Here is a 15,485-nt window from a genome sequence, read left to right on the forward strand (position 1 = left end):
AACTCGTTTGACGCCGCCGTGCCGCTTCCGCGCGCCCGATCGCCCGCGCTGCGCTGCCGCGATGGCGGAAGATCGTCGCGAGTCCCGCCTATCCGGCACACCGCTCCCTCAGCGGCTGACCGTCACCGTGTACTGAGCGCAACTCGGCTTGCCTTCACCAACGCGGTACACGCGGAAGAAGATCGTCGAAGGCCAGGGGACCGGCGTGCACGTCGGGCAGCTGTACTGCGTGTCGGTCGTTCCCGAGCCACCGCCCGTCCAGCACGTCGACTGCGCCGGACCTGCGCAGCTCGTGAACAGCTCCAGGCGGAAGGAGCCCGTGGCGTCGCCGGAAATGCGTACCCGCGGAGTGCCTGCGCCGCACACTTCGCCGAATCTGGCGACGTACCAGTCGCTGTCACCAAACTGCAGCGTGTTGCCGCTCACGTTCACCGAGGCTCCAGCGGAGATGGTTCCGAGGTCGGTCGCCGCGCTGCACGCGGCTCCGCCGCCCTGGTTGGTGCAGTTGATATCGAAGGTGGCGGAGATGGACTTGTTCGAATCGACCGTCACGTTGCAGGTGTTGCCGGCGGTCGAGGCGCAGCCCGAGCTCCAGCCCGCGAAGACCGAGTCTGCGTCTCGTGGCGTGGCCGTGAGTGTCAGCGTCGAATTGATGACGTACGCCTCGCTGCACGCGGAGGCCGTCGAGTTTGCGTACCCGCAGTTGATGGGCGTCGTACCGGGAATGCTGGAGCTCGTCACGGTGCCCTGGCCGCTGCCGGCCGCGGCGACGGCGGTGAGGGTGCGGTACACTCGCGCAAAGCTCGCGGTGACGTTCACCGGGCCGCCGAGGTTCGCGATGGTGCAGGTGTTCCCGCTTGGCGATGGACAGTTGGCCCAACCCGAAAAGGCCGAGGTGCTGTCCGCCGTCGCTGTCAGCACCACGTTCGACGACTCCACGAATTGAGCCGAGCAGGTCGATCCGGCGCTGCAGCCGTCGATGCCCGTCGGCGTGGACGAAATGCTTCCGCCTCCAGGTTGGGTCGGCGGGTACGTGCCGGGCAGCGAGCTCGTGACGGACACGGTGTAGTAGGCGGGCGGCGTCGTGGTCGACGTGGACGGGAGAGTGGTGGTGGGAGTTTCGGCTACGGTCGTGGTTGGAGGTTCGATTACGGTGGTGGAGGGAGCTCCGGTTACCGTGGTGGTGGTGGTCGGCGCCTCGTTGCTGGGACAAGCGTCGGGCGCTGGAGCCGCCCTCCGCTTGAAGATCTCCGTCTGGTCACCCTTGGCCGTTCCACCAAACTCGGCGCAGTACCTCTTCGGACCCGTGCCCACAGACAAGATCACTCCGAGGTTGCCCTGAAACGGCAATGCGAAGCCGACATCGCCGCCCCTACAAAACGCCTTCACCACCTTCGCTGTCACGAGCACGAGTTTGCATGGGTCGCCGGGTTCGCCCGCGCCCTTGTACCTGTAGCCGTTCACGTCGCCAGGCGAACCGATCCGCTTCCAGCCAGCGCCCGCCGGAAGCGTGAAGGTGAAGTCGCCGTCAGGACGTAGAGCGGTGTCGAAAAAGCGCAGCGTCGCGCCATTGGTCACCGGGTCGTTCGAGGGGTCGGGCAGCTCAAACCGTGCCGGCCTCACGGGCTTGGCGACGAACTTCGCAATCGTGGCGGGCTCGACTACCGCTACCTTGCCGGGCATCAGCTCATCGGGCTCCGTGACGGCCATCGAGCTCGAAGCCGACATCAACACGGCCAACGCGATCGCGGCAGATCTGGGTGCCATTGCGCATCTCCTCCCTTGGAGCAGGCGCCCCAACACGACGGACGTTAGCAGGCAGGATGCCGAGAGGTAGAGAGTCTGCCTACCCTGAATCTGATCGGGCTGAGGTCGAATGCGGAGCAGCCGGGAGGTTCCGGCGCATTGGCGTCACGGGGCGACGCTCCAGCACACCCGCGTTAGTCTTCGTAGACCGGCGGCCGTCCTTCGCGGCGAGCGCGAATCGCTTCGTCCAGGTTCTGCGTCGTCATCCGCACCAGCAACTGGTTGCGGTTCTCCAGATCGATTGCCGCCTGCAGGCTGCCGGTTTCGAGATTGGCCCACAGCACTTCCTTGGTCATCGCCAGGCCGTGCGGGCTGTAGCCGCACATCTGCTCGGCCAGCTCGAAGCACGCCGGCAGCAGCTCGGCGTCCTCCACGACTCGCGACACCAGGCCGATCCGCTCGGCTTCCTGCGCGCCCATCTCGCGCCCGGACAGGATCAGCTCGCTGGCTCGCGAGGCACCGATCAGCCGCGGCAGCAGGTAGCTGACGCCGCACTCGGTGCCGGTCAGGCCGTTGTTGATGCCGGCGCCGCGAAAGCTGGCCGACCGGGCGGCGATGCGAATGTCCGCGCCCAGCGGCAGGCACATCCCGCCGCCGTAGGCCGGCCCGTTGATCGCGCAGATCAGCGGCTGCGGGATCGCCCGCATCGCCGGTACCACGTCCGACATGAACGCCATGGCGCGCGTGGCGATGCGCGAGACCGGAAGGTTCTCGCTGCCGGGCGGCATACCGACGTCGGTCAGATCCATCCCCGAGCAGAACCCGCGCCCCGAGCCGGTCAGAACGGCGACCCAGCAATCGTTGTCGTTGGCGACCTCCTGGAGCGCCGCGTACAGCGACCCCACGAGATCGAAGGACATCGCGTTGAGGCGCTCGGGGTTGTTGAGCGTGATGGTGCGAACGTGCGGGCGCGGCGCCTCGATGCGAACGAACGGCTCGCCGTCGCTTCGAGTGCGCATGAAATGGCGGGTGTGATTCATCGCGCGCTGCCTCGAACGCGCTCGCGACAAAGTCCAACGCTCGCAACCGAAACGATGAAGGGACGGGTATCGGCTCGTTGCGGGAGCCTCTCCCGTCCCTTCGTGGGACGACATGGAAGAATTGCCCGGCGCCCCTCTGGCCTTGGGGCGCCGGGCCTCACTGTCCGCAGCCCCCCGGGGGGAGTGAGTGCGGACGTGAGCCGTAGCGTTGGGGGACTGTCCTACGGCTCAGAGTCTGTTCGTGTCGGGATCGGCAGAGGCGCGGCCCGTGCGCCGCGCCTCTGTGCTCCCCCTTTCTCCTGACGGCCATCGCCGCTGATTGCCCTACAGCATTTCCCATGCCGCGCGGTTGCATGACCGAGAAAAAAAATTCTCTTGTCATTTCCGCCGCATAGGTACGCGCCGTCGGCACGGGAAGGGGGACTGTCTCAGCGAAGTTGTGTCACGACCGTCTCGTCGCCCTTATCGCTGAGACACCGTGACACACCGGCGGCATCACCTCGTCGCTGCTGCGGTACATGGTCTTGTCGATGCCTGCGTCAGCCGTCCGATGAATCCTGGATGGGAACGCCGAGCGCGGTCAGTCGCCGGTAGAACGTCGCCCGGCTGACGCCGAGCAGTTGTGCGGCGCGCGAACGGTTGCCGCCGGCCCGGTCCAGCGCTTCCAGGATCTCGAGCCGCGCCGCCAGCGGTCCGCGCGGCACCGCCGCCGAGCTGGTCGCACCGTCGACGACCTCGGCGGGCAGATCCTCGGGCTGCAGCAGGGTCCCGCGGCAGCGGGCCGTGGCCACTGCAACGGCGTTGCGCAGCTCGCGTACGTTTCCCGGCCAGTCGTACAGGTGAAGGATGCGCATCGTGTCGGAGGCCAGGCCGCGCACGGGTTTTCCGGTCACGGCCGCCTGCTCCTCGAGGAAATGCCGGATGAGCAGCAGCAGATCGTCCTTGCGCTCGCGCAGCGGGGGCAACGTGATGGTCGCGGCGCGGATCCGGTAGAAGAGATCGGCGCGAAACGTCCCCGTCTCGACCTCGCGGACCAGGCTGCGATTGGTGGCGGCGATGACGCGTACGTCGACGGGATCGCCCTTGGTCTTGCCGACCGACTGCACCACGCGCTCCTCGAGCACGCGCAGCAACGTGGCCTGCACGCGCGGCGACAGCTCGGCGATCTCGTCGAGGAACAGCGTCCCGCGATGCGCGGCCCGGAACAGGCCCTGATACTCGCTGACGGCGCCGGTGAACGCTCCGCGCGCGTGACCGAAGAGCTGACTGATGGCCAGCTCTTCGCTGAGGCCGGCGCAGTTGATGGCGACGAACGGGCCGCCGCTGCGCGGGCTGGCCTCGTGGATGGCGCGGGCGACCAGCTCCTTTCCTACACCTGTCTCGCCGTCGACCAGCACGGGCGCATCCATGGCGGCGAAATCGCGGATCAGCAGGAACACCCGCTGCATGCTCTCGCTGTGGCCGATGATGTTGCCGAAGCTGGCGCGCTCGCCCAGCAGCCGCTCCAGGCTGACCACGCGTGAGACGTCGTAGAGGAAGAACATGCGCCCGCCTTCGGTGCGCACGTCATCCTTGATTTCGACCTCCACCGAAAGGCCTTCGGTGCCGGCGATCTGCGGCTGCACCAGCACCTTCTCGCGCGACTCCTGGGGAGCGGCCGACACTCGCTCCAGCTCCTCGCGCTCGCGTGCCGAGACCGGAAACACCTCCTGCCAGCGCTGACCCACGCCCGATTCGGGCGTCGTGCGAAGCAGCGCGTGCGCGGCCTGGCTCAGGAACGTGATTCTGCCGTCGGGGTCGGTAAGAACCGTTCCCTGCCGCTGCACGTCCAGGATCGCCTGGAGATCGTCGCGCGACTTGCGAAGCTGCTGGTGGATGCGGCTGCGGTGCAGCGCCAGCTCGACGGTGACCTGCAGATCGCGCTGATCGAACGGTTTGATGATGTAGCCGAGCGGTGCGGCCTCGCGCGCGCGCTCGATCGTCTCGCCGTCTGCGTAGGCGGTCAGGAACACGACCGGGATCTCGAAGTCGTTGCGGATCCGCACGCCGGCCGAGATGCCGTCCTCCTCTCCTTCGATCCGGATGTCCATGAGGACGAGGTCGGGACGATGGCGCTCGGCAAGGTCATAGGCCGTCCTGGCGGTGCGCGCGGTGCCGATGACCTTGTATCCGATGCGCTCCAGACGGGAGGCGATGTCGACGGCGACGATGCTCTCGTCCTCGACCACCAGGATCGTGGCAAGCGTGTCGGTGTTGAGCTGAACGGCCTTCATGGATGCGTTGCCCTCTGAGCTTGTCGTGTTCATGCAGCGCGTGTCGGCGCCTGTGCCGGGTCGCCTTGCTCCGGCTGTTTCTTGGATGCGGGGAAGGTGACGCGGAAGGTGGCGCCGCCGTCGTTGAGGATCTCCAGGCGCCCGCCGAGCTGGTCGGCCAGCGCGCGCACCAGCTTGATTCCAAGCGTGGCGCCCGAATCGAGATCGACGTCGGGGTCGAGGCCGACGCCGTCGTCGCTGACGATCAGAATGCGCTCGTCCTCGGCGGCAGTGAACCAGACGCTGACCGTGCCGGCGCGGCCGTCGGGGAATGCGTGCTGGATGCAGTTGGTCACCAGCTCGTTGACGATCAGCCCGCAAGGGATGGCGACGTCGACGGCCACCTCGTCGAAGTCGCACGAGATCTCGACCTTGCAGTCGAGGCGGCCGAGATAGCGTGCGATCTGACGGCTGAGGTTCTCGAGATACTCGCCGATGTCCACGCGCGCCAGGTCGCCCGAGCGGTAGAGCTGCTCGTGAATCAACGCCATCGCTCGGATGCGGCTCTCGCTTTCGATGAAGACGGCGCGCGATCTTTTGTCCTCGGTGCGCGCGGCCTGCAGGCTCAGCATGCTCGAGATGATCTGCAGGTTGTTCTTGACGCGATGATGGATCTCCTTGAGCAGGATCTCGTTCTCACGCAGCGAGCGCTCGATCTGGCGACTGGCCGCCAGGCGCTCGGCGACGTTCTGCATGACGTAGACGTGGCCGGGGCCGGCGCCGCCGCTCTCGCGTAGCGGCGTGGCGGAAACCTGCACGGGCGTGGTGGTGCCGTCGGCGCGCCGCAGCTCGTAGTGCGGCGCGGTCTCGCCCGGCCTCTTGGGCCGCGGTGGCGCCACGCCCTGTGGGGGCAGGCCGGGAACGAAGCGCTCCAGCGGAAGCCCGCGAGCCTCGTTCCCCTCGAAGCCGATCTCGTGCAGGAAGGCGTGATTGGCGGTGACGATGGTGCCGGCGGCGTTCGTCACCACCAGCATCTCGGCCATCGACTGCAGGATGTTGTCGACGTATTCCTTGGAAACCGTCGTCGACTGCAGTGCCGCCGCCATCTCCTTGAACGCGCGCGCCAGGTCGCCCAGCTCATCACTTCGCTCGAGCACTCCCGGCCAGTCCGGAGCATCGCGTTCGCCGCGGCCGATCGCGCGGGCACGCATCGCCAGCGCGGAAATCGGCAGGGCGAGGCGGTTGGCGACGATGGCTGCCGCGAGCATCGACAGCGCCACCAGCGTAAGACCGGCGGCCGCGCCGGTCGCCGCCATCGAGACCCACTTGCTGCGAATCATTGCCGCCAGGTTGCCTCGCTCCAGCTCCACCTCGGCAAGGCTGTCCACGCGTGAGAACTCGACGACGGCCACGCCGAGCAGGCGCGCGCCGTCCATGACCGGCGCCGTCACCCGCAGTGACTCCATTCCGGCAGAGACGATGGGATGGAGCTCCGTGAGGACGGCCTTGCTCCATCGTGCGGGGATGCTGGTGCCCGCCGCCGCGTTGGCGGGCGTGCCGTCGTCAATGACCGTCCCGTTGGGGTCGAGGACGTGCACCGACAGCACCGAGGGATACATGCGCGTTTCGGCGGTGACCTTCGCGATCTCGTGAACATCGAGATCGCGCAGGCCGTGGATCAGGCGACCGGCGAGCACGGAGGCGACCGACAGAGCCTGCTTCTCGCCCTGGCGCTGCAGCGCTCCTTCCATGGCGCTGGAAGTTGCCCGCTCCAGGTCCCGCGTGAAGGAGCGATTCTCTGCCGTCATCGCGATCAGCAGCATCATCAGCGCCGTGAACATCAGGCCGCCGATGGCCAGCGTGTAGCGGCTCTGCAGGTCGAGCTTCACCGTGCGCTCCCAGGTGCCCAGTTTCCCCCTTACCGGCCCCATCGGCTGGCGTGTGTATCATATTGTCTCGCGGCCGTCTCAGGTTTGTCGCGAGATCCTGTGCCCGGCGCGGCGCTGTGCCGTTGCCGGGCCTCGGGCGCCACGGCCAACGTCCTGCGCTCAGGCTGGCGCGCTCGCTGCCGTCCAGCCGCCGCATCATGGGCATCGGTTTGGACCAAGAGCTGCCTTCCTCCAGGTTTTGAACCAGGGCGAGGCGCGGCTATATAGGCCGTCGCTTTGCGGCCTCGGCGCCGCATCCTCTCAGGCTGACGTAGCTCAGTTGGTAGAGCAGCTGATTCGTAATCAGCAGGTCGCCGGTTCGAGTCCGGCCGTCAGCTCCAACTTCACCGGGACTTCCTCATGGCTGCGAGCGCAATGACCGCACTTACCGGCATCTTGCGCTGAAGTTTTTGCACCCGGTGCCCTCGAGGGCCTGGACGTAGCGGCGCGCGCGGGTAAATGAGGGGGAGCCGTTCCTCCCCGGCAGGAGGGGTGGCGCGCGCCCGTCTCCACAACGGACGCGCGCCGTCCACTCCCCTGCGTTGGGCCGCTGCCGGGGAGGGACACGGCTTCCGAAGAAACCGCGACCTGTCAGAGCAGGCGTCGTGCCAAGGCGCCCGCTGCCGTAACGATTGGAATATACAGACTTTGCGTGTGGCGCAGCGGCCGTGGGGGTTCACGGCGGTGCGGCAGGGCGCATAAATGTGCCGCCGAAAGCCCGCACCACCCGTCCGTGAATGCTCACCCCCAACCGAGGGACGCAAAAGTGGCGTACCTCGCGAGGCGCGGAGCGATGCCGCCGCAGAGAACAGGTGGAGAATCGTCCCTTATTTCGCGGCAAATCCCGCACCTCGCGAAGCCGCGACGTCGTCTCTCTGTAAACGCCCGCGACCGTTGCTGATTTTTTTCTTTACACGGCAGCGTACTTGATGCTTTTTTGCGCCCGGGCCGCTTTGCTGGGCGGTCTCCGCGCGAAGATCGATCGCTCGTCCAGCCTCGTGAGGAGTTGGATGAGCAAGTCCCAAAGACTGGCAAGCACGAGCATGATCCTGAGGGCGAGCCGGCCCGACCCTGCGGTCGAAGCCGAGCTCGAGCTTCTGCGCGCGCACGTCCGAGAGCTGGAAGCCAAGCTCGCCAAGCGCAACACCGAAGCCATCGAGATCCCGCCGTTCGCCGCGCGCGTGCTGCACGGCATGCTGTCGCTGCCGTTCATCTGCTTTCGGATCGAACGCGACGGCACCATCACCGAGAGCATCGGCGGCGGCTTCAAGGTCCTGCCGGTGCCGCCGCACAGCATCCTCGGCCTCAATGCATTCGAGATCTTCCCGGAGGTCGCCGACTACATTAAGCGCGCCCTGGAGGGCGAGACGGTCTACCACGAGTCCGACGGCGCCCTGGCCGGCACCGGCTGGTCGGCGTTGACCTACATTACGTATGACGACACCGGCGGCGGCGCGGCCGTCGGCGTCTCGCTCGACATCACCGAGCTTCGCCAGACCCAGGCCAGCCTTCGCGCCAGCGAAGACCGTTACCGGCTGCTGGCGGAGACGGCGCCCATCGGAATCGTCCGCATCGATCCGCAGGGCTTCTTCCTCTACGTCAACGCGGGCTTCAGCGAGCTCGTCGGCGTTCCGACGCACGAGGCCATCGGCCGCCACTGCCTGGAATGGATCCATCCCGACGACCGCGACCGCGTCTGGCAGGAGTGGAACGCCACGCTCTGGAGCCCCGGCGAGCCGAGGCGGCTGACCTTCCGGGTGCCCAGCACCGACGGCCAGTCCCTGTGGGTGATCTGCCGCGGCGTCGAGGAGCGCAACGAGCAGGGTGAGATCGTCAGCTACATCGGCACGGTCACCGACATCGGCGAGCACAAGAAGGTCGAGCAGGAGATCCGCCGCCTCAACGACGATCTGAACGAGCGCGTGGAGCGGCGCACTGCCGAGCTGCGCGACGCCAATCGCGAGCTCGAGGCGTTTTCGTATTCGGTCAGCCACGACCTGCGCACGCCCCTGCGCAGCATCGATGGCTTCTGCTACCTCATCGGCGAGGAGTACGGCGAGGTTCTGGGCGACCGCGGCATGTCCTATGTGGCGCGCGCGCGCTCGGCCAGCCAGCGCATGGGGCGGCTGATCGACGATCTGCTGAAGTTGTCACGCGTCTCGCGCGCCGAGCTCAAGCGCGAGAGGATCGATCTGACCCAGCTCGCCATTGATGTGCTGTCGGAGATTCGCGAGATGTGGATGACCGACCACGCCGAGGTGCAGATCGACGAGAACATGTCGTGCACGGGCGATCCGACGCTGGTCCGCGACGTCATCGCCAACCTGTTCGACAATGCATGGAAGTTCACGTCGCAGACGCAGAACGCGGTCATCCACTTCGGCGCCGGCCGCCTGCCCACGGGACAGACGGTCTTCTTCATGCGCGACAATGGCGCCGGCTTCGACGCGCATTATGCGGACAAGCTCTTCAAACCGTTCGAGCGGCTGCACAACAGCCGCGAGTTCGAGGGCAGCGGCATCGGCCTGGCCACCGTGGAGCGGATCGTGCGCCGCCACGGCGGCGCCGTCTGGGCCGAAGGCCGGCCGGGCGGCGGGGCGACGTTCTACTTCACGATCCCGACGGCTGCCGCCATCTGACGGCCTTCGGTCTGCGGGTCGGCCGCGGTCATCTGCAGGATGTTGTCGGCGGCCGCCGGCTCGGCAGCCAGCTCGTAGAACTGGTGCGCCCAGCGACGCATGCGGCCGATGGGCCCGTCGACGCGCGAAAGCTCGGGCCGGGCGACGTAGACCTTGTTCTCCCAGATCTGGAAGTCCTTCGGCAGATCCATCGCGAACGTCTTGACCCACACTTCCTGCAGCGAGGCCGTCGTGTCGTCGTCCCCGAGCTTGCGAACGCTCATCGCCGCGCGCAGGCAGATGTGTTCCTCGTCGATCGGCGTCATGTAGAGCGAGTTGCGGAAGCAGAAGCCGAACTCCGGCAGCACCGTGTCGGCCTGCAGCACACCAAGCCCCTGCAGGTCCATGCGCACCTTGGTCGGAAACTCGCCCGGAAGGCCGAACGCCTGTCCGTTCGACAGGGTATCGAACGTGACGGTGGAGCGCTCGCCTTCGAACGTCAGCTGCGCGTTGGGCGGAAGTCCCATGCCGTGCACTGCCGGGAAATGCGCGATGTCGTAAGCGTTCTCGCAGATCTCCTGCACGTGCGTGCGCAGCGTCCAGCTGCAGTCCGCCGGCGCCTGCGGGGTGCAGAACGCCTGGGCCTCGCTCATCGGCTGCACGAACCAGTCGGGCTCGGAACCGTCGAGGTCGTGCCAGACGAGGATCATTCCGTCGACCTCGGCCACCGGCCAGCGATGCAGCCGCGCACGCGACGACGGCCGGCTCTGGAACGGGATCTCCACGCACCGCCCGCTCTCGTCGAACTTCCAGTGATGGAAGGGACAGCGGATGCAGTTGTCCTCGATGACGCCGCCGTAGCCGAGATGCGCGCCGAGGTGAGGACAGTGCGCGTCGGCGACGACCGCCTGGCCCTGCTCGGTGCGGAACGCCACGAGATCGCGACCGAAGAAGTGGAGCGGGACGACGGCGCCGGCGGGAACTTCCTCGCCCCAGGCAACCGCGAACCAGCCGCGGGGAAATGGTGGGAATGGAAAGCGATATCGCCCCGGACGCACGTAGGCGTCCCGGGACACCGCGATGGCCGCACGGCCCAGAGCCGCCATCGGAGTCCTCCTAGGTTTTCTGCCGCGCCGGCCGTGGAGTGCCTTCGCGACGGCCGCCATCATCGCTGGGCGCCCTTCTGAAGCAAGGCGAAAAGTGCGACCGGCGCGGGTGTCGAAGCCGCGGGTCTTCGCTTACGGAGCCGTAGGTTACGGTTGCGTATCAAGCCTGCCGCAGTCAAGGTGGCCGGGAGACGCAATGGGCAGGGACGATAAAGGACCGCGACTCTCTTCGTCGGCGCGGCGGGCGCAGCTCGTGGACATCGGTCGCAAGGTCTTCGCCCAGCGCGGCTACGAGGCGGCATCGGTCGAAGAGATCGCCGAGCGCGCCAAGATCTCCAAGCCCATCGTCTACGAGCACTTCGGCGGCAAGGAAGGACTCTACGCCGTCGTCGTCGACCGCGAGATCGAGCACATCGTCACCTGCATCGTCGATGCCATCTCGGTCGGCACGCCGCGCGAGCGGCTCGAGCAGGCGGCGCTGGCCTTCCTGCGGTACGTCAAGGAGCGCCCCGAGGGCTTTGCGATGCTGCTGCGCGATGCGCCGGCGTCCAAACGCACCGGAGAGATGCCGGCGCTGATGTACGACCTCGCCGACCGGGTCGGCGCCATCTTCACCGACCAGTTCCGCAAGGCCGGCTACGACGCCAAGGCCGCGCCCATCTACGCGCACGCGCTGGTGGGCATGGTCGCTTTCGTCGGCCAGTGGTGGACCGAGAGCAGCAAGCCACCGGCGGTCGAGACCGTCGCCAGCCACATTGCGGCGTTGGCGTGGATGGGACTCCGCCATCTTCCGAAAAAGCCGACGCTGACGGCGAACACCGAGAAAAAGCGATGAAAGAAGCTACCGCCATGCGTGAAGTGCTGCTGCACGGTCATCTCATCCGCTACCGGACCGCAGGCCGTGGACCCGTGGTTCTTCTCATCCACGGCATTGCAGGCAGCTCGGCGACCTGGGACGAGCTCATTCCGCATCTTGCGCGCAACTACACCGTCGTCGCTCCCGACCTGCTCGGCCACGGCAGCTCGGCCAAGCCGCGCGGCGACTATTCGCTCGGCGCGTACGCCAGCGGCATTCGCGACCTGATGGCGGTGCTGGGACATTCTCGGGCCAGCGTGGTCGGGCACTCTCTGGGTGGCGGCGTGGCGATGCAGTTCGCCTACCAGTTCCCTGAGCGCTGCGAGCGCCTGGTGCTCGTCTCCAGCGGCGGCCTCGGCGAGGAGGTGCACGCCATTTTGCGCGCCGCCACGCTGCCCGGGTCGGAGTGGGTGCTGCCGCTGATGTGCGCCGCCGGCATTCGCGATGCCATCGACAATGCCGCAGGCTTCCTCGCGCGCCTGGGCCTGCGCGTGGGGCCGGATCTGGAGGAGGCATGGCGCGGCTTCTGCTCGCTCGGCGACGCCGACTGCCGGCGCGCCTTCCTCCACACGCTACGCACCATCGTCGACGTGCGCGGACAGCGCGTCAGCGCCACCGACCGCCTCTACCTTCTGGACGTGGGGCTGCCGGCCATGATCGTCTGGGGCGCGCGCGACCCGATGATTCCGGTTCGGCATGCGCACGAGGCGCACGCTGCCATACCCGGCAGCCGCCTGGAGGTCTTTGACGGCGCCGGCCACTTCCCGCATCGCGACGAGCCGCTGCGCTTTGCCGAGCTTCTCGTGGATTTCTTCGAAAGCACGGAGCCGGGCGTGATCACCGATGACAGGATCCACGCGCTGCTGCGGCGGCGCGAGCGCCAGGGCAGCGCCGTCGCGTAGCTTCACGATCTGCGCCCGTCCTGCTAGGCTCGCCCAACGGCCTCGGCAGCGAGGCCCTCGGGCAGCATCTTGAAGGCCGGTTTCGCACGCTCGGCAGTGATTCTAGTCCGCACCGTGTCGGCGACGCTGCGCATCTCGATCGCAACGATCTGGGAAGTCTATCGCGGCACCTTCCGCCGCTCGGTCGGCGACGAGCGGCTGCGCTGGTGGTCGCGCCGTCTGATCGACCTGGCCGAGCTTCGCTGCCGCGTCGTCAATCCGCGCGGGATCACCTTCGGCAATGACGGCAAGCCGACGATCCTGATGAGCAACCACTCGAGCCTCTATGACATCCCGCTGATCTTCGTCGCGCTGCCCGGCTCCATCCGCATGCTGACCAAAAAGGAGCTGTTCTCGATTCCGATCTGGGGCCGCGGCCTGCGCGCCGGCGAGTTCGCCTCCATCGATCGCAGGAACCGCGAGCAGGCGATCCGCGATCTGGCCCAGGCGCGTGCCAAGATGGAGAGCGGCATCGTGCTGTGGGTGGCGCCCGAAGGGACGCGCTCGCGCGATGGGCGGCTCGGTCCGTTCAAGAAGGGCGGATTCATGCTGGCGCTCGAGACCGGGGCTCAGATCGTGCCGATCGGCATTCGCGGCGCGGGGCAGGTGCTTCCGCCCAAGACCTTTCGCAGCCTGCAGCTCGGCTGCACGGCCGAGGTTCATGTGGGCGAGCCCATCGACGCGAGCAGCTATTCGATCGAGACGCGCGATCAGCTCATGGAAGAAGTCGCCCGGCGCATCGTCGAGCTCGCACGCGTCGAGCGCCGCGGCGCGCCGGCCGAGCAGGAAGCGGCCTGACTTCCGACTTGCAGGAGACGACGCTGGCGCGCCGGACGTGGTGCGTCGTGCGAAGGGAACGCGTGACCGCGCCTGCTCGCCGTCAAAGGCGCGCGCGCGAGCGACGCATCCTCTCCACGAGCACTCGCATCACGTGCAGCGCAAAGAACGGGGTCTCCTGCACCATCGTCAGGAACGCGCTCTCGTCGACGCGCGCCAGCTTGACGTCGGTGCGTGCCACCGCGGTCGCGCTGCGCGCCTTGTTGTCGATCAGCGACATCTCGCCCAGCAGATCCCCGGGGCCCGAAAGATCGAGAAGCTTGTCGCCGAGCATGATGTCGACGGTCCCTTCGAGCACGACGTACATCGAATCGCCGGCTTCGCCCTGTTGAAAGACGGTGGCGCCAGCGGGAAACGACTCGATGTTCCTCGAGCTCGCAAAGAGCTTCTCCAAGCGCAGCAGCGGTCCAGCCATGTCCGTCGTCCCCCTGGAACGGTCGCAGCGATATGTCCCGAGCATCGGCCCTACGCAAGGCGATGCACACGCGCTCTTGCTGCCGACTCCATGTTGACGGCCATGCCGGCAACCGTTTCAACGACCGCAAGAAAAAGGTGACGGCGCCGTCGCCTTGGCGCACCGGTCATGGCCGCCACGCAACCGACAATGAGTAAGCCGGGCACGCCGCCGCAGTACTGGCTCACGCGCTTCGTGATCCTGCGCCTGCTCGGCACGGTCTATGCCGTCGCCTTTCTGGCGGCGGTGCGCCAGCTGCCGGCGCTCATCGGCTCGCAGGGTCTGATGCCGGCGGCGGTCTTCCTGCAAAGCGTGCGCGAGCATTTCGGGTCGGCGCCCGCGGCGGTTGCTCGGGTTCCTTCGCTGTTCTGGATCGACACCTCGGACGCGGCGCTGCAGGCCGTGGCGTGGAGCGGTCTCGCCATCGCCTGCATCGTCGCGGCCGGCTACGCCAACGCACTGATGATGGCCGCGTTGTGGCTGCTGTACATGTCCATCGTGCGCGTGGGGCAGGACTGGTACGGCTACGGCTGGGAGATTCAGCTGCTGGAAACCGGGTTCCTGGCCATCTTTCTGTGCCCGTTGCTCGACGGGCGGCCCTTCCCGCGCCGCGAGCCGCCGCGAGCGATCGTGGCGCTGATGCGCTGGCTGATCTTCCGCATCATGCTCGGCGCCGGCCTCATCAAACTGCGCGGCGATCCGGTGTGGCGCGACCTGACGGCGCTCGACTACCACTTCGAGACCCAGCCGCTGCCCAATCCGCTCAGCCGCTGGTTTCATTTCCTTCCGCGCCCGGCGCTGCGCGCCGGCGTGGCCTTCAATCACCTCGCCGAGCTGGTCGCGCCGTGGCTGATGTGGATCGGCGGCCGCGCTCGCTACCTCGCCGGCGTTGTCATCGTCGCCTTCCAGCTCACGCTGATTCTCAGCGGCAATCTCTCGTTCCTGAACTGGCTGACGATCGTGCCGGCGCTGGCGTGCTTCGATGACGCCTTCTGGAGGCGCCTGCTTCCGGCGCCGCTGGTCCGCCGCTCGATGGCTGCGCAGGAGCGCGCGGAGCCGAGCGTGGCCATGCGCCGCGCCTCGCTGGCAGTCACGGCGCTGGTGGTGGTGCTGAGCCTTCCGCCGGCGTTCAACATGCTGTCGGCAAGCCAGATCATGAACACGTCGTTCGACCCTCTGGCGCTGGTCAACACCTACGGCGCCTTCGGCACCGTCGGCAAGGTACGGATGAACGTGATCTTCGAAGGCACCCACGCTGTCGTGCCCGACGAGCGCGCGCTTTGGCAGCCTTATCGGTACGTCGCGCTGCCGGTGGACGTCGATCGGATGCCGCCGCTGGTCGCGCCGTACCAGCCGCGGCTGGACTGGCAGATGTGGTTCGCGTCGATGAGCCGCGCCGAGGACTATCCCTGGACGCTGCACCTGGTCTGGAAGCTGCTGCACGGCGACGAGGGCGCGCTGTCGCTGTTCGCGGAGAACCCGTTTCCGAACGGGCCGCCGCGCTTCATCCGCGCGACGCAGTACCGGTACGAATTCGCCGACCCGGACGATGAGCAGGGGCGCTGGTGGAATCGCGAGCGCGTGCGGACATGGCTGCCGCCGCTGGCCAAGGACGACCCGCGGCTGCAGCGCGCGCTCGAGCACCTCGGCTTCCTCGGCAAGGCGCCGGACTGAGGCAGCTCCACCGCCCGCCGTCGGTGCAGCGGG

At 67.4% G+C, this 15,485-nt stretch carries 11 protein-coding genes and 1 tRNA gene; 6 read left to right on the plus strand and 6 right to left on the minus strand.

Annotation, left to right across the window (positions count from 1 at the left end):
• Positions 1-108: 108 nt before the first annotated feature.
• The 4 genes from VEC57_11745 to VEC57_11760 all read right to left on the minus strand — a co-directional run bounded on the left by VEC57_11745 (position 109) and on the right by VEC57_11760 (position 6,927).
• Entirely contained in the window at positions 109-1,767 is a 1,659-nt protein-coding gene (locus VEC57_11745) for a hypothetical protein (GenBank protein ID HYB99793.1), read from the minus strand.
• Between the two features lie 173 nt (positions 1,768-1,940).
• Entirely contained in the window at positions 1,941-2,786 is an 846-nt protein-coding gene (locus tag VEC57_11750) for an enoyl-CoA hydratase-related protein (GenBank protein HYB99794.1), read from the minus strand.
• A gap of 539 nt (positions 2,787-3,325) precedes the next feature.
• Entirely contained in the window at positions 3,326-5,059 is a 1,734-nt protein-coding gene (locus VEC57_11755) for a sigma 54-interacting transcriptional regulator (GenBank protein ID HYB99795.1), read from the minus strand.
• A 29-nt stretch (positions 5,060-5,088) separates the two neighbouring features.
• Positions 5,089-6,927: a histidine kinase dimerization/phosphoacceptor domain -containing protein gene (locus VEC57_11760; GenBank protein HYB99796.1), complete on the minus strand. Its 1,839-nt coding sequence runs from the start codon at positions 6,925-6,927 to the stop codon at positions 5,089-5,091.
• 304 nt (positions 6,928-7,231) lie between these two features.
• On the opposite strand from VEC57_11760, the gene VEC57_11765 reads away from it, so the two are divergent.
• Positions 7,232-7,307, plus strand: a tRNA-Thr gene (locus VEC57_11765).
• Positions 7,308-7,976: 669 nt separating this feature from the next.
• A complete protein-coding gene (locus VEC57_11770) occupies positions 7,977-9,605 on the plus strand; it encodes a PAS domain S-box protein (protein HYB99797.1) in 1,629 nt (542 codons plus the stop codon).
• Here the strand turns inward: VEC57_11770 and VEC57_11775 are convergent.
• Entirely contained in the window at positions 9,572-10,690 is a 1,119-nt protein-coding gene (locus VEC57_11775) for a Rieske 2Fe-2S domain-containing protein (GenBank protein ID HYB99798.1), read from the minus strand. The two genes, VEC57_11770 and VEC57_11775, sit on opposite strands and share 34 nt — an antisense overlap.
• Positions 10,691-10,886: 196 nt before the next feature.
• Between VEC57_11775 and VEC57_11780 the strand changes: the two genes are divergently transcribed.
• The 3 genes from VEC57_11780 (at position 10,887) to VEC57_11790 (ending at position 13,285) form a co-directional block, all read left to right on the plus strand.
• Positions 10,887-11,525, plus strand: a complete 639-nt coding sequence (locus VEC57_11780) for a TetR/AcrR family transcriptional regulator (protein HYB99799.1) — start codon at positions 10,887-10,889, stop codon at positions 11,523-11,525.
• Positions 11,522-12,448: an alpha/beta fold hydrolase gene (locus VEC57_11785; GenBank protein ID HYB99800.1), complete on the plus strand. Its 927-nt coding sequence runs from the start codon at positions 11,522-11,524 to the stop codon at positions 12,446-12,448. Before VEC57_11780 ends, VEC57_11785 begins: the two co-directional genes overlap by 4 nt.
• A 114-nt stretch (positions 12,449-12,562) precedes the next feature.
• Positions 12,563-13,285 (plus strand): lysophospholipid acyltransferase family protein, encoded by a 723-nt coding sequence (locus tag VEC57_11790; GenBank protein ID HYB99801.1) that lies wholly within the window; start codon positions 12,563-12,565, stop codon positions 13,283-13,285.
• 82 nt (positions 13,286-13,367) lie between these two features.
• Here the strand turns inward: VEC57_11790 and VEC57_11795 are convergent, their stop codons facing one another.
• A complete protein-coding gene (locus tag VEC57_11795; protein ID HYB99802.1) occupies positions 13,368-13,739 on the minus strand; it encodes a cyclic nucleotide-binding domain-containing protein in 372 nt (123 codons plus the stop codon).
• Between the two features lie 189 nt (positions 13,740-13,928).
• Here VEC57_11795 and VEC57_11800 point away from each other — a divergent pair, with 189 nt between their 5' ends.
• On the plus strand, positions 13,929-15,452 hold the full coding sequence (locus VEC57_11800) for a lipase maturation factor family protein (GenBank protein HYB99803.1): 1,524 nt from the start codon (positions 13,929-13,931) through the stop codon (positions 15,450-15,452).
• Positions 15,453-15,485: the final 33 nt, after the last annotated feature.

It is taken from the genome of Candidatus Limnocylindrales bacterium (genome assembly GCA_035626395.1).
Lineage (GTDB): Bacteria > Desulfobacterota > Binatia > UBA1149 > CAITLU01 > DASPNH01.